The sequence below is a fragment of the Thalassotalea insulae genome (assembly GCF_030161395.1).
Classification (GTDB): Bacteria; Pseudomonadota; Gammaproteobacteria; order Enterobacterales; family Alteromonadaceae; genus Thalassotalea_E; species Thalassotalea_E insulae.
On sequence record NZ_BSST01000001.1, the window covers coordinates 2,770,611 to 2,792,351 of the forward strand.

Annotated in this window: 16 protein-coding genes; 13 read left to right on the forward strand and 3 right to left on the reverse strand. The window is 41.1% G+C overall.

The features are described 5' to 3' along the window. Positions 1–61 precede the first annotated feature (61 nt). Complete coding sequence (locus QQK06_RS12555) at positions 62–637, forward strand: glutathione S-transferase family protein (protein ID WP_284245050.1); 576 nt, start codon at positions 62–64, stop codon at positions 635–637. On the opposite strand, the gene QQK06_RS12560 is transcribed toward QQK06_RS12555, so the two are convergent. After that, on the reverse strand, positions 634–1,257 hold the full coding sequence (locus tag QQK06_RS12560) for a MipA/OmpV family protein (protein ID WP_284245051.1): 624 nt from the start codon (positions 1,255–1,257) through the stop codon (positions 634–636). The genes QQK06_RS12555 and QQK06_RS12560 overlap by 4 nt on opposite strands. 293 nt (positions 1,258–1,550) lie before the next feature. Between QQK06_RS12560 and QQK06_RS12565 the strand changes: the two genes are divergently transcribed. From QQK06_RS12565 to QQK06_RS12575, 3 genes are read left to right on the forward strand one after another with little or no spacing between them, the layout of a single operon-like run. Next, positions 1,551–2,267: a 1-acylglycerol-3-phosphate O-acyltransferase gene (locus QQK06_RS12565; protein WP_284245052.1), complete on the forward strand. Its 717-nt coding sequence runs from the start codon at positions 1,551–1,553 to the stop codon at positions 2,265–2,267. Continuing rightward, positions 2,264–2,614 (forward strand): ribonuclease E inhibitor RraB, encoded by a 351-nt coding sequence (rraB, locus tag QQK06_RS12570; protein WP_284245053.1) that lies wholly within the window; start codon positions 2,264–2,266, stop codon positions 2,612–2,614. The genes QQK06_RS12565 and rraB overlap by 4 nt, the downstream gene beginning before the upstream one ends. A 27-nt stretch (positions 2,615–2,641) precedes the next feature. Continuing rightward, positions 2,642–2,803, forward strand: coding sequence for a hypothetical protein (locus QQK06_RS12575; RefSeq protein WP_284245054.1), 162 nt, complete (start codon positions 2,642–2,644; stop codon positions 2,801–2,803). 70 nt (positions 2,804–2,873) lie between these two features. Here the strand turns inward: QQK06_RS12575 and QQK06_RS12580 are convergent, their stop codons facing one another. Further along, positions 2,874–3,890, reverse strand: coding sequence for a LacI family DNA-binding transcriptional regulator (locus tag QQK06_RS12580; protein WP_284245055.1), 1,017 nt, complete (start codon positions 3,888–3,890; stop codon positions 2,874–2,876). Between the two features lie 217 nt (positions 3,891–4,107). Between QQK06_RS12580 and pgi the strand changes: the two genes are divergently transcribed. From pgi to QQK06_RS12600, 4 genes are all read left to right on the forward strand, one after another. Then, entirely contained in the window at positions 4,108–5,754 is a 1,647-nt protein-coding gene (gene pgi / locus QQK06_RS12585; protein ID WP_284245056.1) for a glucose-6-phosphate isomerase, read from the forward strand. Between the two features lie 365 nt (positions 5,755–6,119). Continuing rightward, positions 6,120–9,299: a TonB-dependent receptor gene (locus QQK06_RS12590; RefSeq protein WP_284245057.1), complete on the forward strand. Its 3,180-nt coding sequence runs from the start codon at positions 6,120–6,122 to the stop codon at positions 9,297–9,299. A gap of 204 nt (positions 9,300–9,503) precedes the next feature. Beyond that, positions 9,504–11,021, forward strand: coding sequence for a tryptophan halogenase family protein (locus tag QQK06_RS12595; RefSeq protein WP_284245058.1), 1,518 nt, complete (start codon positions 9,504–9,506; stop codon positions 11,019–11,021). 19 nt (positions 11,022–11,040) lie between these two features. After that, a complete protein-coding gene (locus QQK06_RS12600) occupies positions 11,041–12,555 on the forward strand; it encodes a tryptophan halogenase family protein (RefSeq protein ID WP_284245059.1) in 1,515 nt (504 codons plus the stop codon). Positions 12,556–12,576: 21 nt separating this feature from the next. Here QQK06_RS12600 and QQK06_RS12605 read toward each other — a convergent pair whose 3' ends face one another. Further along, positions 12,577–14,085, reverse strand: a complete 1,509-nt coding sequence (locus tag QQK06_RS12605) for a tryptophan halogenase family protein (protein WP_284245060.1) — start codon at positions 14,083–14,085, stop codon at positions 12,577–12,579. A gap of 166 nt (positions 14,086–14,251) precedes the next feature. On the opposite strand from QQK06_RS12605, the gene QQK06_RS12610 reads away from it, so the two are divergent. The 5 genes from QQK06_RS12610 to nagP all read left to right on the forward strand — a co-directional run bounded on the left by QQK06_RS12610 (position 14,252) and on the right by nagP (position 21,540). Further along, positions 14,252–16,924, forward strand: coding sequence for a beta-N-acetylhexosaminidase (locus QQK06_RS12610; protein WP_284245062.1), 2,673 nt, complete (start codon positions 14,252–14,254; stop codon positions 16,922–16,924). 205 nt (positions 16,925–17,129) lie between these two features. After that, positions 17,130–18,023, forward strand: a complete 894-nt coding sequence (gene nagK, locus QQK06_RS12615) for an N-acetylglucosamine kinase (protein WP_284245064.1) — start codon at positions 17,130–17,132, stop codon at positions 18,021–18,023. 30 nt (positions 18,024–18,053) lie between these two features. After that, complete coding sequence (gene nagB-II / locus QQK06_RS12620) at positions 18,054–19,052, forward strand: glucosamine-6-phosphate deaminase NagB-II (protein WP_284245065.1); 999 nt, start codon at positions 18,054–18,056, stop codon at positions 19,050–19,052. Beyond that, complete coding sequence (gene nagA, locus QQK06_RS12625) at positions 19,052–20,179, forward strand: N-acetylglucosamine-6-phosphate deacetylase (protein WP_284245066.1); 1,128 nt, start codon at positions 19,052–19,054, stop codon at positions 20,177–20,179. Before nagB-II ends, nagA begins: the two co-directional genes overlap by 1 nt. A gap of 56 nt (positions 20,180–20,235) precedes the next feature. Next, positions 20,236–21,540: an N-acetylglucosamine MFS transporter NagP gene (gene nagP, locus QQK06_RS12630; RefSeq protein WP_431313647.1), complete on the forward strand. Its 1,305-nt coding sequence runs from the start codon at positions 20,236–20,238 to the stop codon at positions 21,538–21,540. The last annotated feature ends 201 nt before the right edge of the window (positions 21,541–21,741 follow it).

Consider the following 21,741-nt stretch of genomic DNA (forward strand, 5'->3'; position numbering starts at 1 on the left):
TTGCTGAAATTTAGGTAAATTGACTTACTGTCAGACTTTTCATTATTTTTAAGGGAATGCTATGAAACTATTAGGCTCGACTACGTCGCCATTTGTTCGTCGATTAAGGGTTTTTCTTGCGGAGCAAAATTATCAGTTTGTCAATTTGGATATCTTTGCTGAGCAGGACAGACAAGTTTTAACAGAAAACAACCCTGCCCAAAAAGTTCCGGCACTTATTGATGGTGAGCAATGTATTTATGACTCTCGGGTGATTTATCGCTATTTGGTGCAAAAGTTTCAACAGCCGCCATTAAGTTGGGCACAGGAAAATCTGCTAACTCTGATTGATTCAGTGAATGATTCATTAGTGGCAACATTATTACTACAACGTTCAAATATAGATACTATGCAAGAGGGGTTGTTTTTTAATTTACAGCGAGAACGGATCGCTAGTGTTTTTCAAGTGCTTGATGGTGAAGTAGCTAATGGGGCGTTTACTGAATGGCATTATCCGGCGATTTGTTTATGGTGCTTACTCGACTGGGCAGAGTTCAGGCAATTAGCGAAATGGCAACATTTACCGAATTTAGCCAGTTTTTATCAACAGCAGGCCTCACGAGTTATTTTAGCTGAAACGGATCCGAGGTATGCTTAAAAAGCGTAGCTGGTTTTAATTAATGCCATATGGATACTATCGCTATCGAGCAGCGGGCTATTTTCTATTTTGCTATCGAGAGAGGTCGAAGAAATAACCCCTTGTATCTTCCACTTTTTACTGATTGAGTAGGTGCTTACTAATCCTATAGTGGTGTTAGTGGCCTGCGCAGTAAATAGTGAGGCATGGGCCTGCAAGTTGTCTTGCTGACCATAATAATTATTAATGGTATCTTGATCTACGGCCTCAACTTTCGCAGTAACAGCAAGATCAAATCGTTCATTTTGAAATAATTGATAAGCGCCTTGTAAGTAAAAACGGCTATTTTCCGCTAAGTTATCTGAATGGCTAAATACACCCGTTGTTGCACTAAATTTACCATTAGAATAACGGGCATTAATACCGCTTAATTTTTCATTAGTGCTTTGAGGTAAAATTAAGCCTAAGGATTCGGCGCTGTGCAGATAGGTTTGTTTGGGAAATTTTAACGCCTCAACGCCCCATTGTGATTGGGCGTTCTGAGGTTTAGTTTGTTGGAGATCTATGGCATCAGTTGCTTCTGTTGCAGCGAAAGCAAATGAGCACATTGCGCTAAGCGCAATTGCCAAAGCTATTTTCATCTTTAATTTCCCAAGTGTTATCTTGCTAATAGTACTTTTCTCGGCGTTCTATTGTTGACTTTTTGTCTTTGTAACCGTGAAAACTTAGCGTCATTTTAACTATAGATCGGAATTTTTTATTTGGTGAAAGAATTTTTAAATTATATGCTTTTATTTGATAGTGTATTGATATTTATATAATAATATTTCAATTTAACCTTGAAAATACTGGCTTAGGGCGCTGTGATGAAAAGTCGCTTTATTGACACCTTATAGTGTATAATTCGCTGCGGAAAAATTATTGGAAGTTTCATTTGTTAGCTCTTATTCGCTTAATTTTAATGGCGTTAGCTTTAGTCATTATTTCAGTTTGCTCTGTGATATTTTGTTTGTTCAGACCCTTTCACCGTAACAATGTTTATCATGCTGCCCGGTTTTTGGGGAAAACTTCACGCTTGCTAGGGCTAGAAGTTGAATTACGTATTCCTGAACACATTCGTCAGGTTAGTCCTGCGGTTTATATTTGTAACCATCAGAACAGTTACGACATTTTTACGCTAAGTAATGCCGTATTACCGGGTACAGTTAGTATTGGTAAAAAAAGCCTGAAATGGATCCCGTTTTTTGGTCAGATGTATTGGCTAACCGGTAATATTTTGATCGATCGTAAAAATACCAATAAAGCGATGAATACGATTGCTGTCACAGCACAAAAAATTAAGGAAAAGCAATTATCGGTATGGCTTTTTCCAGAAGGTACTCGCAGCAATGGTCGAGGAGTTTTACCATTTAAAACAGGTGCTTTTCGTACAGCGATGCAGGCTAATGTGCCAATTATTCCAGTATGTGCCAGTGAGCAGCATGATAAGATTGATTTAAATCGCTGGGATAATGGTAAATTGATCATTGAATTTATGGAACCCATCTTTTTAGATGGCATGACTAAAGAAGATCTACGGACGGTAACTAATGAGACCCGTGATAAAATGATAGAAAAAATTGCACAAATTAATAAAGAGGCGGCATCATGAATGATGAATCGTTACAGCAATGGTTAGAACACACTGAATCTCTGGTTTCTGCTTTACTAGAGGACGGTAGTAATGAGGAAGTGCATCATACGATAGAACATCACTTTTCATGTCCTGACTTTGAACAATTAGAAAAAGCTGCTGTTGCCGCTTTTAAAATGGGTCTAGAAGTTGAAGAGCCGGAAGAAGCGGAAGATGAAAATGGCACAAAAGTGTTTGCCTTTGACATAATTACCGAACAGCCGTTAGATGAAGAAATATTAAAAGACGAAACAAAATCAATGTTTGAGTTGGCGAAACAATGCAAAGTTGATTATGATGGGTGGGGTACCTACTTCGAAGAATAATAATATTGTAAGAAAAAGGAGTTTTTCATGGAATGGTTACAACAATTATTAAGCGCCGAGACGCTTTCTTTATTAATCCCTATTGTGGCGATTATCGGGGCCTTTGCCGTTGCCGCACTGAAAGCTCATCATCGCCATCAGGAACGCATTGAGAAAATTAAGCAGGGCTATGATCCTGATAGTGTATAAGAGTTAATAACACTGAAATTAAAAAAGCAAAGATCATCTTTGCTTTTTTGCTCTCTGCTATTATCTATTTTTAGCTCGTTTGACAAGTTGAGTCTCTAACGACTAATTGTGGAGTATATTGAGTGTTGATATGACTCGCTGACTGTTTACGTGATTTGGCAATCAGCAGGCTTGCCGCATTTTCCGCAATTTCTGGTGTCGGTTGGTTGGCCGTTGTTAATCTCGGCCAGGTTTGGCGAGAAAACGGACTGTTTTCAAAACCGGTAATGGATAATTGCTCCGGAATGGAAATGCCCATTAACCGAGAAGCAAATAACGCACCTGCCGCGATTTCATCATTACAGGAAAATATTGCCGTTGGTTTAATTTCTTCTGACATTAGTTGTTTCGCACCGTCGACACCTGACTCGAACGAGTACTCACCAGCAATAATGAGATTATCATTGATGGTAATATTGTTTTCAATTAGCGCATCCTTATAGCCTTTTAGCCGCTCAACCGTAGACATATGCTCCGCTTCCCCGGCGATAAACCCAATATTTGTATGACCTAAATCGATTAAATGCTGGGTAATACTTTTTGCTGCTGCATGGTCATTGATCATAATACAAGGGGCGAGGTCATCAGGTGCTTTATCACCTGACATGATACGGACAATATCAACATCTAATGCCAGAATACGTTCAACAAACTCTGGCATTTCAGAAAACGGAGGGGTCAAGACTAAACCGGCAATACGGGAGTGTTTGACCATATTGGTGATTTCATCAATCAGGTGTTCAGACTTCGCGCTACAAGGGTGAATGAGTAGTTCAAACCCTTGTTTTTTACAGGCAGACAAAATCCCGTTTTGCATGTCTATAATGTAATAAGCATTCGGATTATCATAGATAAATGCCACGCTGTAGGACTTGGTGCCAGCTAAGTTTCTAGCCGCTAAGTTAGGTTGATAATTTAAACTGGCGACAGCCGCCATCACTTTTTCTCTGGTTGGCTGACGTACAGAAGGTTCGTTATTTATCACCCTGGAGACGGTTTTGATCGACACACCAGCTTGTTTAGCAACGTCGTTTATTGTAGCTTTCATCTATCCGTACAGCCTTAAATATTATACTTGTTATTGAATTATAGGGTTTAAGAATATTGTTTTATTGATTACGCAGCAAGGAATTATCAGTTAAATTGGTTAATTACTTTCAATTTAGTTTTAATTTATCCAATATCTGAAAACAATAAAATTGACAGCGCTGTCATTTTTAAATATTGTACCCTGAAAATTATTAAATTATGCACTAGGAAGAGTTATGTCAAGTCGCCAATCATTGAGTAGTTGGAAAAAATTAACGCAAATGGCGTTAGAGAAAAAATCTCAGCATATGAACGATTTGTTTGCTCAGGACAGCAAACGATTCGATAAATTTTCAATTAAGTTGCCTAAGTTGTTATTAGATTATTCAAAGAACTTGATTGATAGCGAAACTATGAATACTTTGTTTGAATTAGCTCATGAGACCGATGTTACTGGTTGGCGAGCTAAAATGTTTGATGGTGAAAAAATCAATAAAACCGAAGACCGTGCTGTGTTACATACTGCACTACGTCGCACTAGTGAAACGCCACTAATTGTAGATGGTGAAAATGTCACTGAGAGTGTAAAGAGCCAACTTGAAAAGATGGAGTCTTTTGTTAATAACGTCAGGGAAGGGCACTGGAAAGGTTATTCTGGTAAACGGATCACTGACATTGTCAATATTGGGGTTGGTGGTTCTAATTTAGGTCCTCAAATGGTGACTGAAGCGTTAAAACATTACAGTGATAATAGCGTAAACGTGCATTATGTTTCCAATGTGGATGGTGCACAAATTGTTGAAACATTGCGGCCGCTAGAACCAGAAAAAGTCCTGTTTATCGTATCTAGTAAAACCTTTACCACCACCGAAACTATGACCAATGCGAGAACAGCGATTAAATGGCTAACCGCAGCGTCTTTTGATGAATCGGCAGTTGCTAAACATTTTGTAGCGGTCACTGCCAATAGCACCAATGCTATGGCATTTGGCATTAAAAAAGAAAATATTTTTGATATGTGGGATTGGGTCGGTGGACGCTTTTCCTTGTGGTCAGCAATAGGATTAGCCATAGCTTTGGATCTAGGCTTTGATAAGTTTAAGGAGTTATTGGCGGGTGCAGATGAAATGGATCAGCACTTCATTAATGCGCCGTTTGAGCAAAATATGCCAGTGATCATGGCATTATTGAGTGTCTGGAATACCACTTTCTTAGGGGCAAAATCTCAGGCTATTTTGCCTTATGATCAAACTTTGCATATGTTAGCCGCATATTTGCAGCAGGCCGAAATGGAAAGTAATGGTAAATCCGTAACCTGGGACGGTGTCGAAGTGGATTATGCGACAGTACCTTCTATTTGGGGAGAGCTGGGTATTAATGGGCAGCATGCATTTTATCAGTACTTGCATCAAAGTAATAATGTTGTCCCTGCTGATTTTATTGGTTCTGTTGAAAGTGTTACGCCAGTAAAAGGACATCATGAAACTCTGATGGCAAACTTTTTCGCTCAGACACAGGCGTTAATGACAGGTGTGAATGAACAACAAGTTAGAGAAGATCTAAAAGCAAAAGGCAGAACACCTGAATATATCGATAAGGTGGCGCCTCATAAGGTGCACAAAGGTAATCGTCCAACGAATACGATATTATTAAAGCGTATCGATCCGGCAACTCTTGGTAGTTTAATTGCTGCCTATGAGCATAAGATTTTTGTTCAAGGTATAGTGTTACAGATTTGTTCATTTGATCAGTGGGGGGTTGAACTTGGTAAAGGGTTAGCGGCTTCTATTCAGGAGGAATTAGAAGGGAAAACGATTGCTGATAATCATGATTGTTCAACCGAAAATTTAATTCACTATTATAAGCAAACAAAAATTAACTAACTGCACTGTTTCTATCTTTAAAGGAAGATTGAAAATAAATTCATCTTCCTTTTTTTATGCATGTATTTGTTTATTTATTCATTATTACTATATAACTAAGCGAAAAATTGACTAAAAAGCGGTAAGTAAGGCGTAAATCGGTCAATTTCAGATAAAAAAAGTAAAGCTATAATTACATTTAAAACAGTTGGTTATGATTTTTTTGCTGAATATTTAACTGAAAAGTATAGCCAATGATTAATTTTTTGTGTATGGTTTTACTCAACCGATGACAACGCTGTCATAATTTAAAAAGACAGCGCTGTCTTAAACAAGGTTATATAAACATAACTAGATATTAAAAAAACGTGTGTAAGGGAAAGTCGATGTCATCTAAAACATTTAAAAAAGGCGTGTTAGCGAGCTCGATCGCTATGGTGCTTGCTGGTGGTGTTACACCGCTAGCAATAGCTGCTGACGGCGCTGATAAAGAAATCGAAGTAATTGAAGTGACCGGTATTCGTGGGTCTTCAAAAGCAAGTATTAATGGTAAACGTTTTGCTGATTCGCAAATCGACGGTATCGCCGCCGAAGATATTGGTAAACTGCCGGACGTAACTATTACTGATTCATTGCAACGTATCACTGGTGTACAAATTGAGCGGGTTGCCGGTGAAGGTGGTCCAGTGCAAATTCGTGGCCTACCTCAGGTAGATACGACCATGAATGGTGAAACCTTCTTATCTGCCACTACGATTGATACCTCAGGCGCGGATTTAGGTGACTTACCAGCGCAGTTATTTGGTGGTGTCGATGTCTATAAGTCAGCGACAGCAAAAAACACAGCGCAAGGCATTGCTGGTTCGATAGATTTAAAAACCCGTCGTCCGTTTGATATGGATAATGGTTGGACATTTGCTGGCGGTTTGGAAGCTACTCGTGGTTCTATCACGGAAGAAACCGACCCAACACTTCATGGTTTAGCATCATACAATGATGGTAAATTTGGCTTGTTAATTTCTGCTGTGACCCAAGAAGCGACTCTTGCCACTGATTACAATGGTCATAATGATACCTCGGAAAATGGTGGCTTAGGCTGGACTTCAAATAACCATTCTTGGAGTCGCCCTGCTGAACGTGCATGGGCAAGTGGTGAACAGTGTTCTGTACCTGAAGGTGATTTATTAGAAACTGCATGTGGTGATCGACTAGTTAACATAGTCCCTCATGGTTTTACTGCCTTTAATAAAACCGAAGAACGTGAACGTGATGCATTGCAAGCGTCATTACAAGCAGATTTAGGTGAAGGTTTTACCTTAACGGCGGATTATTTTTATACCAATCAAGATCGCTTTAATAATCGCTCTGGTTTTAACAACAATAACCGCTGGCAAACTTTTGCACAGTATGCTTTTGCTACCCATGCAACGGGTGATACATTTTCTCGTACGGTAGATGTTTTTGATGATGATGGTAATTTTGTAGGGACACGAGATGAACAGTGGGAAGCCGTAGACGCTTTCAAAATGCGTCCTTACCGTTTACAAACCTTCACTCAAGTCAATGTTAACGAAGAAAAATCACAAAACTTTAATTTGCAGTTAGATTATGACAATGGTGGTGCGTTAACGGGACAAATTCGTGCAACACATGCCCGTGCAACCGCTAAGATGCGTCATGCCTATGGCGAAGGCGATATCATGAGTATCGACAGTGGTGCGATTGTTACCGGTCCTGGTGGCCTTAACCCGGCGCAATATTGTACTCACGGCGAAGAAATCATCGGCTCTGAAGGTGGCTGTAATGCTCAATATTCAACCGGTATTCAAGACAGCGACTTTTTCTTAACGCACGACGCACGTGGTGAGCATCCAACCTTTGGTGGCTTTGACACTGTGGTGAACGGTGGCAAAGGTATGATGACAGTCGCCGATTACATGGCGGATGTGGATTCTTACCATATTGGGGCGTTTTCTTCTGAAGGTAATACTGACGATGAAGGGGAATTAAATACCTTTAGTACTAAGTGGAATTACGCGTTAGCAGACCACGAGTTTATTACCAGTATTGATTTCGGTATTCGCTACAGCAAACGTACGGTTGATCATGATCAATTCACTTATACGTCTAAGTTTGGAAATGGCTGTGATATTGCGCAATGGAAAGCGGTTGACCAAAGCTACAATGGTGCTCCTTTAGTGCCAGAAGTTTTAGACGAAAATGGCGAAGTAGTAAAAGCTGAAGTCCCAGCGGGTCCGTGTAATGAAGTGGCTGGCACTGGTGAATATGTCATGGATGATGAAGGTAACCAAGTGTGGACACCTTATACCTTATTAGCGCCAACGCGATTAGATCAATATACCGATGTGAAATGGCAAACAGACTTTGGTGGTGTTAATGGCATTCCAGGCATTTGGGTGATAGATCCTGAAAGTTTCCGTAATCCGAAGAAATTCCACCAAGACACGTTTGGTAATGTGCAACGTACTGAAAATGGTGGTTCAACCTATGATGTTGGCTTAGATGAAATTACCTATTTTGCTCAGGTTAATTTCGACTACGAAAAACTCAGTGGTAACGTTGGCGTTAAAGTCATTGAAACGGATTTATACGTTAAACAAAACCTTGTAGGTCCTAACTTGCCACATTCAGGTTTAGGTCCTGATATCGGCGATGTGGTTACTGAGCGTAGTTATAAAGATGTACTACCATCGGTTAACTTGGCTTACCAGGCAACAGAAGATGTGGTATTACGTGCAGCCTATTCGGAAAATATGCAGCCGCTTAATTTGTCACAATGGGGCGCTGGTAAAGTAGTTGGCCTAGTGTTTAATAATGATTGTGGTTGTATGCGAGTGCAAAATGGCTCACTAAATGGTAACCCGGAGCTTGATCCTTGGCTGTCTACAAACTATTCACTTTCTGCTGAGTGGTATGCAGGGGATGCGTCAATGTTCTTTGTATCAACTTATGGCATTGATATTGATAGCTTTACTGAATCTACTACCGTTATGATAGATGAACCTGATTCAGATGGTATCCGTCGTGGTCCACATCCATTTACTTCTACCAAACAAGGTAAAGGTGGTGATGTTTCCGGTTATGAAATCGGTGGTAAAGTAGCGTTTAGTGACTTCTTAGGTGAAGATAGCTTCTTAGCGAATGTCGGTATGGATTTAAACTATACTTATGCTGACAGCTCTCAGGACGCCAAAGATGTTCATGGTAATGACTTACCATTCCAAGGGATGTCAGAAGATACTTATAATGCGGTAGTCTGGTATGAAAATGATGTCTTCTCTGCGCGTTTAGCATGGAACTCTCGTAGTCCACGTTTACATACAGCAGGTAATGCAGGAACAGGTGGTCAATCATTGTATCAAGACGATTATTCACAACTTGATTTCAACGCTACCTACAACTGGGATGAGAATATCAGCTTCTATGTTAATGGTTCTAACATCACTGAAGAGTATCAACAAACTTATATCGGTTTTGCGAAACAAAAAGCATTCCAAAACGTTTATGAAGCACGTTGGACTATGGGAGCTCGTGTAACTTTCTAAGTGATCACAAGTGACATATACACTCTATGAAACCGCCGCCTAATCGTGGCGGTTTTTATTTCTTTAAAATTAAGGACATATTTGGGGATGCATTGATATGCTATTGCTAAGGACAAGTAAGATGTTTGTTTTTAGCAATATGATATTCTAACTATTACTGCGTTGCTCTGCGGTCTTTAGTGGTTGTAAATTGAGGTGAGAAATATGGTGGTGGAAAAGAAAAATGTTAAGTCGGTTGTAATTGCTGGTGGCGGTACCGCTGGCTGGATGACGGCGGCGGCATTGAGTCATCATTTTAAAGATCAAGCGATCAGAATTACCTTAATTGAATCATCACAGATTGGCACCATTGGTGTTGGCGAAGCAACGATTCCAACCCTTAGGCGTTTTTATCAAAAACTAGGTTTGACTGATTTAGATGTGGTCAAGGCCACGGCTGCAACTTGCAAATTAGGTATTGAGTTTAAAGATTGGTTTCAGGAAGGGACGTCTTTTATTCATCCATTTGGCCTTTACGGTCAGGGGACACAAGAGGTCGCTTTCCATCAATATTGGCTCAGAGCAAAAAAGGCGGGCAGCAAAGTGGCACTGGCGGATTATTCGTTAGGAGTAAATTTGGCGAAAGAAAGCCGTTTTACCTTGCCGAGTGAACAACCTGAAAGTCAGCTTGAGATCTTTGACTGGGCACTGCACTTTGATGCCGCTTTATTTGCACAATTGATGAAAGATTATGCCGTTGCTAACGGCGTAATGCCGATCGATGCTAAAATAGAACAAGTAACATTGAATCAACAAGATAAGCGTATTGAGATGTTACAGTTACAAGATGGTTGTCTGATTTCAGGCGATTTATTTATTGATTGCTCCGGTTTTAGTGGGATATTGATAAAACAAGCACTGAATACCCCATTTGAAGACTGGAGTCAGTGGTTGCTGTGTGATAGAGCTATTGCGGTACAAAGTGAGACCTCAGGGCAACCATTAGCACGAACCATTTCACAAGCTCATACGGCAGGTTGGCAGTGGAAAATACCATTGCAACACCGTATGGGAAATGGCCTGGTTTATTCCAGCAAGTATATTGATGATCAGGCTGCAAAAGAGTGCCTGCTTGCTAATGTTGAAGGTAAAATATTACATCAACCTCGTTCGTTCTCATTCACGCCAGGACGTATCAAAAGTGCCTGGCATAACAACTGTATTGCCGTTGGCTTATCTTCAGGTTTTTTAGAGCCGTTGGAAAGCACCAGTATTGCCTTGGTAGAAACCGCGATTGAAAAAATCATCCAAACATTTGAACAGCCAGAGTATACAAAACAAGACGTGGATAAATTCAACCATGCTACTGTGATGGAATATGAGCGGGTTCGTGATTTTATTATCTTACATTATAAAGCAAATCAACGTACCGACGGTGCTATGTGGCAATTTTGTCGGGAGATGCCTGTGCCTGACAAGTTAATAGAGAAGCTACAGAGATATCAGCAAACAGGCAGTATCATGCAATATCCTTGGGAAATTTTCGGTAAAGATAGTTGGCTGGCGATTCTTGATGGCTTTAATATTTATCCAAAAAATTATGATAAAAAAGCCGATAATATGCCGATTGAATATCTCAATCAGCAACTAGAGTATATGAAAACTCGGGTGCGCAAGGCTGTTGACGGCGCTCCAACACATGGTGAGTTTTTAGCCCAATATTGCCAGTTTATCGCTAAGTAACAAGAGAGTATTGAATAGCATGAATAGAGCACAAGATGCGATAAAGAAAATTGTCATTGTTGGTGGCGGTACTGCCGGTTGGCTTGCGGCGGCAACTATTGGTAATATATTTAAGAATTCTCAATTACAGATAGAATTAGTCGAATCAGATGACATAGGTGTCATTGGGGTCGGCGAAGCTACAGTCCCACCGATAATTAATATTCTATCAAGCTTAGGTATTGATTTAGCTGAATTTGTTAAAGCGACACAGGGCAGTTTTAAACTTGGAATCAAATTTGACGGTTGGTCGCAACAAGGTAAATCGTTTTTTCATCCGTTTGGCAGTCTCGGCCGGACAATTAATGATTATGATTTTTTTCAGTGCTGGTTAAAATGCCGGGCAGAAGGGGATAATACACCATTAATGGCTCACTCGCCGGAAGCGGTTTTAGCTGAGCAAGAGAAATTTTTTATCCCGTTTGAGGCACAAAATACTCCTTTAGCACGAGTGTTGTATGCGTTACATTTTGATGCCAGCTTAGCGGGTAAATTTTTACGCAAGTTTGCCGAAGGTATAGGTATTAAACGAACAGAAGGAACAGTAGAGCAAGTGAATCAAACAGAAGATGGCACTATTGCGGCTGTTACTTTAAAAAGTGGCCAAGTCGTTACCGGTGATTTCTTTATTGATTGTACTGGCTTTCGAGGCTTGCTAATAGAACAAACATTAGCGACAGGTTATGACGATTGGTCACATTACTTACCTTGTAATAAAGCGGTTGCGGTACAAACGGAAAATACCGGTGCAACGCTACCTTATACCATTTCCAGTGCTAAAGAAGCGGGCTGGACCTGGCGTATTCCACTGCAACATCGCACCGGGAATGGTTATGTCTATTGCGATAAATATGTTTCGGATGAACAGGCGAAACGAACCTTGCTTGAGTCAGTTGATGGTAAGTTATTGACTGAGCCACGAGTGATACCGTTTACCACTGGAATGCGTAAACAGGCCTGGGTGAAAAATTGTTTGTCACTTGGCTTGGCGCAAGGCTTTCTTGAACCTTTGGAGTCAACAGCAATTCATTTAGTCTCTAAAAGTATTGCCTACTTTATCCAGATGTTCCCCAGTCGGCATTATCAACCAGCATTAGTGGAAGAGTATAATCGCCGTATTGCTATGGATTATCAGGAGATTCGTGATTTTTTAGTGTTGCATTATTGCACTTCTCAGCGGGATGACAGTGATTTTTGGCGTTGGTGTCGTTCGATGAAAATTCCTCCAAGCTTGCAGTATAAAATGGATTATTTTAAGGCGTCTGGCAAAGCGATAGTAAGTCATGAGCAATTGTTTCAAAGCAGCAGCTGGTATGCCATTTATCAGGGCATGGGAATCAAGCCTAATAGTTATAACCCAACACTTGATTTATGGCAGCCAGAAAAATTACAAGCGATCTTAGATAGCGGCAAGCAAGGCTTAATTGAGATTGCTGCTAAACAACCGAGCCATGATGAGTTTTTAGTAAAATACTGCCAAGCGCCCGAGATCTAACCGGGCATTGTTTCTGATCGGTTACTGTCGCGTTGCCTTACAATGTTTATCGATAAACTCTTGATGGCTAAGTGCCTGGTTGGCGGCATTCGTTAACGAGTTGCGCATTTGCTGTAAATTACTGGTGAGTATGTCATTTGAATACGTATCAGCCCGGCTGTCATATCTGGCAGGTGTCAGGCCAAAACCTTCATACATAGTTAACCAGCTTGAAGGTTCAAACGACTCACATTCTCGCTCTATAATATGGCCACGACTGTTAAATAAAGCCATTCGATGGGTTAGGGTGTCAGGAATATCCATTGTCTGACAGTAACGCCAAAACTCACTGTCATCTCGTTTGGACAATTTATAATGCAGGATCAGGAAGTCACGGATATGCTCTAACTCAGTATTGTGCAGGCGATTAACTTCATCAATATCGTGCTGGTTAAACGAGCTATCAGGAAAAAAGCTTAGCAGTTTATCTATCGCTGATTGAATTAACGAGATACTGGTGGACTCTAGCGGCTCAAGAAATCCAGAGGATAATCCGACAGCGAGACAGTTTTTATGCCAGATTTTTTTCCGTCTGCCCGGCATAAATTTAAACGCTCTTACTTCATTGAGGGGGTTACCTTGAACACTGTCCAGTAGTAGCTGCTTGGCATTTTCATCCGACTGAAAACGGCTGCAATAAATATAGCCATTACCCATCCGGTGCTGCAGGGGAATTTGCCATTGCCAGCCAGAGGCTTTAGCAATGGAGCGGGTATAAGGTGTTGGCTCGCTAACCAGTTCAGTTTGTACAGCTAACGCGCGATCACATAATAGCCAGTGGCTCCAGTCTTCATAGCCAGTTTGTAATGCCTGTTCAATTAACAGCCCTTTAAAACCAGAACAATCAATAAATAGCTCTCCATCGACCATTTGCTGATTGTCTAAGGTTACAGATTGAATAAAACCGCTTTGTTGACAAAGATTAACCTCGCTAATTAATGCATCAATAGTTTTGACGCCAAGTTTGGTGGCAAAATCTTTAAGAAAACTAGCATAAAGCCCAGCGTCAAAATGATAGGCGTATTGGTAATCTGCGAGTGGGCTTGGCGGATTAGGATGTGGTTGGGCAAATTTTCCAGCCTGAGCGAGCACAGTGGCAAAGCAATAGTCGTCTAATGTCAGCTGTTGGCCAGCGGCTCTGAGTTTATTTACATAGTGGTGAAAGTCTAACTTATCTATATTGACACCATAATCGGCAAAGGGATGAAAGAACTTACCGCCAATTTGGTTCCAGTCTTCAAACTGGATGCCAAGTTTAAACGTTGCCTGAGTCGCTTTAATTAATTCTTGCTCATCGATACCTAAATTTTTGTTATAACTGACAATATTTGGAATAGTGGCTTCACCAACACCGACAGTGCCTAAAGTGCTTGATTCGATCAATACAATTTCAATATTTTTATTTTGCACATATTTGGCCAGGCTTGCGGCGCTCATCCAGCCAGCGGTACCACCACCGACAATGACTATTTTTTTTATCGCTTCAGGCATTATTTATCTCTAGTCGCTCGTGTTGATTAGCGTCAGTGTCAACTGAGCCATTACTAGCACATAAACTATAACATTTATTGAAATTGTGAAAGAAAATTTTGACAGCGCTGTCAAAATAAGTAATGTTATTGATAAATAATGTGTGAGATTTAGATGAGCAATGAATATGAATAAAAGCGTGATACTGATGATGTTAGTTGCCGTTCTGTTGGGGTGTGAGCAAGTCCAGCAGGAAAATTCGTCAGCGCCTGATCAATCGAGTCAGCAACAGCAGTTATCGCCGGCAACCCAGCAAGATATCGATAACATCGCTAATCATCTCAATGTTTCATTTGAATTGCTTAGCAATCATCCACAACAGAAGTGCCAAGCTAACATGTCGGATGGTTTGTGTTATGAAGCTCAACTGACTTTAACTGCAAAGCAGGATATTTACGCACGTCAGTGGCAAATTTATTACAGCCAAATAGCACCATTGCATAATTTTGATAGTACTGAGTTTACGCTTAAGCACCTTAATGGTGATTTACATTCACTAGTTCCTAATGACAATTTTACCGGTTTTAAAGCGGGAGAAAGTAAAGTGATTACGTTCAGGGCAAGCTACTGGAGTTTAGCTGAGTCCGATATGATGCCGAACTATATTGTCACTGGCAATAAGTTAACTGCTCGAGTGATAGAGAGTACCAGGGCAAAAATTGATGCTGATACTGAGATGGAATTTGTTCCTTATGTTAAGTCCTATACGGATTATCAACGCCAGATGAAACGCACAGCCAACGATGCAACTCCTTGGTTAGACAGTTTAGGGTTTTATCAGCGTAACCTGGCGCTGGGGGATGAATTAGCGGATGTCAGTAAGGTCATTATCCCAACGCCTAAATCTGTCACTTATCCCGAGAATAAAGGAAAGCTATCACTTGCATCAGGTCTAAAGATAGATTTTGGTAATGTCGCTAAAGCAGAAGTTAATGTAGCACTTGAGCGCTTAGCTGCTTTAGGAATTAACACTCGTCCATCGGGGTCACTAGTGAAGCTTAATGTTGAACCTGACAGCAAAAAAGTTATCGGTAGCTATCGTTTAATTATTTCAAAACGAGGAATTGAGATCACAGGTGTTGATAGCGCAGGTGTTTTTAATGGCCTACAATCGCTCGCTAGTTTATATCAAATAGGTCAAGATTTTGTCCCGTACTTATCAGTCGATGATCAGCCTTTATATGAATTTCGCGGTATGTTAGTGGATGTTGCACGAAACTTTAGGGACAAGGATTTTATCATTAAATTGATGGATCAAATGGCGGCATATAAGTTAAATAAACTGCATTTACATATGGGAGAAGACGAAGGCTGGCGTTTACAAATCCCCGGTCTACCTGAGCTTACTGAAGTAAGCAGTAGACGTTGTTTAGATTTTTCTGAGCAGCATTGTCTGTTACCGCAATTAGGTGCAGGAATCTCACCTGACTCTTCAGTTAATGGATATTACACGGTTGAGGATTATCAGGAAATCTTACGGGCTGCGACTGCCCGTCATATTCAAGTGATCCCATCACTTGATATGCCGGGACATTCCAGAGCGGCGATTAAAGCGATGGCGGCGCGATATCAAAAGTATAGCCAACTGGAAGATAACGATAAGGCGGAGCAATACTTATTGCACGATCTTAATGACATCACACAGTACTCTTCAGTGCAGTTCTATCACGATAATACCATCAATGCCTGTCAGGAGTCGTCCTATGCCTTTATTAAAAAAGTGATGTCGGAAGTGCAAAAAATTCATGCGGACGCAGGTCAGCCATTAACCCGTTATCATATTGGTGCAGATGAAACAGCTGGAGCTTGGTTAGCGTCGCCAGTGTGTCAAAACTTTATTGCAAATAATGATCAAGGTGTTACAGAAATGAGTCAGCTCGGTGCTTATTTTGTTGAACGTGTTGCTAATATGCTTGCCGATATGGGGATAGAACCTGCAGCCTGGAGTGACGGGTTAGAACATACCCATAAAGAAAATATGCCGGCAGTTGTTCAGGCCAATGCCTGGGATCATTTGCCTTGGGGCGCACATCAAAGAGTGAATGAATTAGCTAATCGTAACTGGCAAGTGGTACTGTCAATTCCTGACGTCACTTATTTTGATTTTCCTTATGAAGCGGATCCGAAAGAACATGGTTATTATTGGGCATCACGTCGGACTAATACCGAAAAAGTCTTCCAGTTTATGCCGGAAAACCTGCCGGCACATGCAGAATTCTGGTTAGACCGACAAGATAATCCTTATGTTGCTGACGATACAATACAAAGGGATGAACAGGGAAAAGTGATTCATCAGCCGTTGCAACAAGGAAGAACATTTCTTGGCGTACAAGGACAGTTATGGAGTGAAAATGTTCGTACTGATAATGTTGCCGAATATAAGATCTTTCCCCGAATCATCGCATTAGCGGAACGGGCGTGGCATAAAGCGAAATGGGCGGTACCTTATAACTACGCTGGCTATAAATACAGCCAAAATACAAATATTTTTACTGAGCAAATGCAGGCTGAGCGTGATCAGGCATGGCGAATATTTGCTAATACTATCGGTCAGAAAGAGCTCACTAAGCTGGATTTAGCTGAGGTTAAATATCGTTTACCGACTGTTGGGGCGAAAATAGCAGAGGGGAAATTATACGCTAATATTACTTTTCCTGGTTTAACTATTCAATACCAGCAAAATAATGGTTCATGGCAGCAGTATCGAGGGCCTGTAGCGGTTACAGGTGAAGTACAGGTACGTGCAGTCACCTCTGATGGTAGCAGAGCAGGTCGAAAAATGTCGGTAGTAATTGAGTGATTTTTATGTGATTAATAAAAATAATTACCTTATTAATCAATTTATTAAGTTGGTTTTACTCTCTTTATAAGTAAAAAGAGTAAAATTTGTTAAAAAAACAAATGACAACGCTGTCATTTGTGGTTAAGATGAAATCAATAATAGTTTGAAGCGTTTGTAATATGCGTAAGCTTCATAAGAGAAATGCAGTAGACATGAGGTCGAGATGCCTGGCAGCAGAGACAACAATAAATTCTTTTTAGGTATCGATGGTGGTGGCAGTAAATGCAAAGCCATCATAGTTGATAGCGATAATAATATACTTGGTAGTGGCATTTCTGGCCCGGCAAATCCGCTTCATGGCTTTGAACAAGCGATAAATTCGATTACCGAATCGGCGCAACTAGCACTAAAAGATGCAGCTTTAGCCAATGTTAAATTAGCGGATATGGTGGCAGGAGTTGGTCTAGCCGGCGTTAACTTACCAGCATTATTTGAACAGATGTCCGAGTGGCAACATCCGTTTAAGCAGATGTTTTTAGCTACTGATTTGTTAATTGCCTGTTTAGGAGCGCATCAAGGCAAAGATGGTGCCGTGATGATCACCGGTACCGGTTCTTGTGGTTTTTCTTATGTTAATGGTCATCCTTATACATTGGGGGGGCATGGTTTTCCTCACGGTGATAAAGGCAGTGGCGCCTGGTTTGGTTTTCAGGCGGCGAACCATGTCTTAATGTCATTAGACGGATTAAAAGAAAGCTCCTGTATCAATGAAAAACTAATGTCTTTATTAGGTGTGAATGACGGTTTGACTATGGTTGAGACAATTGCCGGTAAACCCGCTGCATTTTACGCAAAAATGGCGAATTTAGTGTTTGATGCCGCCGAAGAAGGGGACGAGGTTGCTAAGGCGATAGTCAGAGAAGGTGCCGGTTATATTAGTGGTGTTGCGCGTCAGCTGGAAAAACAGCAGCCACCGAGAATATCGTTAATTGGCGGATTAACACCTCGGATAACTCCTTGGCTTGACCAAGATGTCCGTGAGCAATTACAAGCGCCGTTATGTCCACCTGAAATAGGCGCGGTGATTTTTGCCAAGCAGCAACTGACGTTGCTTTAAATGAATTTTAGCAGTTAAGTAGAGTGAAAAATGACACAAACAATTATGGAACAAGAGGCAAAGCAGGCGCCATTGGTTATTGAAAGCCAGCTTAATGCCAATATGCCGCTAGCCGAAAAAATTGGCAGCAAATTACGTCAGATACAGCCTAAAATGGTGATGATTATTGGTCGCGGTTCTTCAGATCATGCCGGGGTTTTTGGTAAGTACCTGATTGAAATTGAAGCGGGTGTGCCAACATTTGCCGCTGCGCCTTCTGTGTCTAGCGTTTATGGAAAACAACTTAAGCTAGACAATGCCTTAGTGATTGTTATTTCTCAGTCTGGCCGTAGTCCAGACATTATCGCTCAGGCGGAAATGGCAAAACAGGGCGGTGCTTATTGTATTGCCATAGTGAATGATGAAAGCTCACCGCTTAAAGACATTGTTGACGAAGTACTGCCATTAAAAGCTGGCGCTGAGATTTCGGTGGCAGCGACAAAAAGTTATTTAGCAACTTTGTCAGCGTTATTACAGCTAACAGCTTATTGGACTGAAAATCAGCAGTTAATTGCCGCGTTAGATACCTTGCCAGCGGCTTTACAAACCATGATAGATAGCGAGCCGCAATTAACTCCACAGGCGATTGACGGAGTGAAAAATATGGTGGTGCTTGGCCGTGGATTGGGTTATGCGGTCACTAAAGAAATGGCATTGAAATTAAAAGAAGTGAGTTCAATTCATGCGGAAGCATTCAGTAGTGCGGAATTTTTACACGGTCCGGTAACCTTGGTTGAACAAGGATTAGCTATTTTAAATTGTGCAGTAAATGATGAAAGTGCAATATCACATCAAGAACAAATTGATGAAGTGGCACAGCGCGGCGCTGATCTGGTGCATTTACGACAAACCGATAATGATGTTCACCCACGCTTAGCACCGTTAGTGGTCTTGCAGCGTTTTTATCTCGATGTTGCTGAAGTTGCTGTTGCTCGAGGTTTTAATCCTGATGAGCCGAAAGGCCTTAAGAAAGTGACTCGGACGTTATAATGGGGAATTTTCGCTTACACGCGCATCGATTATTTGATGGCCAAGCAATTAAGGAGCACCAGGTGCTTACGATTGCCGATAATAAAATTATCGCCATCGATAGTGATATTTCACGAGTAGATTGTGAAGCGAAAGGGCTGGTAGCTCCCGGCTATATTGATTTGCAGGTTAATGGTGGTGGTGGTGTCTTATTTAATGATTCTCCCTCGTTAGATACGTTAAAAACCATCATCACCGCTCATGCGCAGTTTGGGACAACAGGGATGTTACCCACACTGATCACCGATAAAATTGAAATTATGGTGCAGGCCGCTGATGCGATGTCGGCAGCGATTGCTGAAAATGTACCGGGTATACTGGGTATTCATTTTGAAGGTCCACATTTATCGATTGCGAAAAAAGGCACTCATGCACAAGAGTATATTCGACCTATTTCTGAGCAGGAATGGCAAATTTTATCTCGTAAAGATATCGGCCAAATCATAGTAACTTTAGCGCCTGAAACTGTCAGTGCAGAAGAGGTAAAGCGTATGGTTTCGTTAGGTGTTAAAGTTTGTTTAGGGCATAGCAATGCTGATTTTCATACCGCTCAGGCCGCTATCGATGCAGGGGCTGATGGCTTTACGCATTTATTTAACGCAATGTCGCCGTTGCAGGGCAGATCACCAGGGATGACAGGTTGTGCATTATTAAATGACCAAACTTATTGCGGTATTATTATCGACGGTCATCATGTTGATTATCACAGTGCAAAATTAGCGCTAAAAACAAAGCCAAAAGGAAAGGTATTTTTAGTGACTGATGCAATGTCAACCATAGGGACAGGACAAACCGAATTTTCATTTTTTGATCGTACTGTCTATTTAAAAGATGGTCGCTTAACATCGACTACCGGAGAATTGGCCGGAGCAGCATTAGATATGGCGACGGCAGTGAAAAATAGTGCTCAAGGTTTGGATGTTGGACTAGAAGAAGCTATTCGAATGGCGTCTCTCTATCCGGCGGATTATCTTGGACAAAGTAAGTATCGTGGCGTAATAAAAGCAGGCTGTTATGCTGATTTCATTTTATTGAATGACGAGCTTAAGGTAGAGTCTACTTGGATATCAGGGAAAAAAGTTTATTAAAATTAACTGGTTAAATTAAACAATAAGAATAACAAAAGACAATAAATGAGGAAATTATGGAAATGACAGTGACGAGCGAGAAGCGAAGTAGTAGCGCAATCCCAATGGCGATTGTTGCGACACTCTTTTTTATATTAGGGTTCGCGACCTGGTTGAACGGTTCTTTAATGCCATATTTAAAACAAATATTGCAGTTAACGCCGTTTCAGGCGTCATTGATCTTGTTTTCATTTTATATTGCAGTGACTTTTACTGCATTGCCGTCGGCGGCGGTGATCAGAAAAGTCGGCTACAAAAAAGGTATGGCGTTAGGGATGGCGACTATGATGGTGGCAGGGCTATTATTTATTCCTGCCGCGAAATCTCAAATCTTTATTTTATTTTTATTGGCGCAATTAGTGATGGGCATCGGCCAAACTTTGCTACAAACAGCGGTTAACCCTTATGTCGTGCGTTTAGGTCCTGAAGAGTCGGCAGCAGCACGTATCAGTATTATGGGAATACTAAATAAAGGGGCTGGTGTGATTGCACCTATGGTCTTTACCGCATTAATTTTAAGTAACTTCACCCACCTAGTCGGTAAGGAATTGACGCCGATAGAAGTTGATGAAATGGCAAATGGCCTGATTTTCCCATATTTAGGTATGGCTGTGTTTATTGGGTTACTGGCATTTGCGGTACTGAAATCACCTTTACCTGAATTGGAAAATGCGGACGATGATAGTAATAGCAATGGTAAAGAGCAGATTAAACAAGCATTAGCTCACCCAAACTTAGCGTTAGGAGTCATTGCGATTTTTGTATACGTTGCGGTGGAGGTGATTGCTGGAGATACCATAGGTACTTTCGCATTATCCCTTGGTGTTGAAAATTATAGTGTTATGACTTCCTACACTATGATTTGTATGGTGATAGGTTATATTTTGGGGATTGTTTTAATTCCTCGTTATGTTTCTCAGGCTAAGGCATTGACCGTCTCTGCCATCCTTGGCGTATTGTTATCGCTTGGTGTCTTATTAGGCAGTAATGAGTCATATGCGATTGCTAATGCTGTGCTGGTGCCTTTTGGTGGCGCACAATTGCCTGATACGCTATTAATGATCGCCTTTTTAGGACTGGCTAATGCCATTGTCTGGCCGGCAGTTTTCCCGTTAGCGCTATCAGGGATGGGGAAATTAACCAGTACAGGCTCAGCACTGTTAGTAATGGGAATTGCTGGTGGCGCGTTCGGGCCATTATTTTGGGGACTAGCAAGTGGCAGCTCTTTCGGCCAGCAAGGAGGGTATATTGTGATGTTACCTTGTTATTTATTTATCCTGTTTTATGCCTTAAAGGGGCATAAAATGCGCTCTTGGTCATAGTGGTTAAGAGCTGGTTATCGCGTTGGACTAATTTATCCGTAAGGATATTCGATCTCACTAGTTGAGGGTGCGTTAAAACGATCTCATTGATCGCCCTGGGTTTTTACCTAGGGTTTTTTTTATCTGTCGCATAATGCTAGCTGATTACATAATCTAACAAGTTTTTAACAGCAGCCGCTTGATTATTTATTCACTTGCTTT

Excerpts from the sequence above, each read along its gene's own strand:
- nagB-II (WP_284245065.1), top strand. The coding sequence starts at position 18,054 with ATGACACAAACAATTATGGAACAAGAGGCAAAGCAGGCGCCATTGGTT.
- QQK06_RS12595 (WP_284245058.1), top strand. The coding sequence starts at position 9,504 with ATGGTGGTGGAAAAGAAAAATGTTAAGTCGGTTGTAATTGCTGGTGGC.
- QQK06_RS12575 (WP_284245054.1), top strand. The coding sequence starts at position 2,642 with ATGGAATGGTTACAACAATTATTAAGCGCCGAGACGCTTTCTTTATTA.
- QQK06_RS12580 (WP_284245055.1), bottom strand. The coding sequence starts at position 3,890 with ATGAAAGCTACAATAAACGACGTTGCTAAACAAGCTGGTGTGTCGATC.
- rraB (WP_284245053.1), top strand. The coding sequence starts at position 2,264 with ATGAATGATGAATCGTTACAGCAATGGTTAGAACACACTGAATCTCTG.
- QQK06_RS12605 (WP_284245060.1), bottom strand. The coding sequence starts at position 14,085 with ATGCCTGAAGCGATAAAAAAAATAGTCATTGTCGGTGGTGGTACCGCT.
- pgi (WP_284245056.1), top strand. The coding sequence starts at position 4,108 with ATGTCAAGTCGCCAATCATTGAGTAGTTGGAAAAAATTAACGCAAATG.
- nagK (WP_284245064.1), top strand. The coding sequence starts at position 17,130 with ATGCCTGGCAGCAGAGACAACAATAAATTCTTTTTAGGTATCGATGGT.
- QQK06_RS12560 (WP_284245051.1), bottom strand. The coding sequence starts at position 1,257 with ATGAAAATAGCTTTGGCAATTGCGCTTAGCGCAATGTGCTCATTTGCT.
- nagA (WP_284245066.1), top strand. The coding sequence starts at position 19,052 with ATGGGGAATTTTCGCTTACACGCGCATCGATTATTTGATGGCCAAGCA.
- QQK06_RS12590 (WP_284245057.1), top strand. The coding sequence starts at position 6,120 with ATGTCATCTAAAACATTTAAAAAAGGCGTGTTAGCGAGCTCGATCGCT.
- QQK06_RS12555 (WP_284245050.1), top strand. The coding sequence starts at position 62 with ATGAAACTATTAGGCTCGACTACGTCGCCATTTGTTCGTCGATTAAGG.
- QQK06_RS12600 (WP_284245059.1), top strand. The coding sequence starts at position 11,041 with ATGAATAGAGCACAAGATGCGATAAAGAAAATTGTCATTGTTGGTGGC.
- nagP (WP_431313647.1), top strand. The coding sequence starts at position 20,236 with ATGGAAATGACAGTGACGAGCGAGAAGCGAAGTAGTAGCGCAATCCCA.
- QQK06_RS12610 (WP_284245062.1), top strand. The coding sequence starts at position 14,252 with ATGAATAAAAGCGTGATACTGATGATGTTAGTTGCCGTTCTGTTGGGG.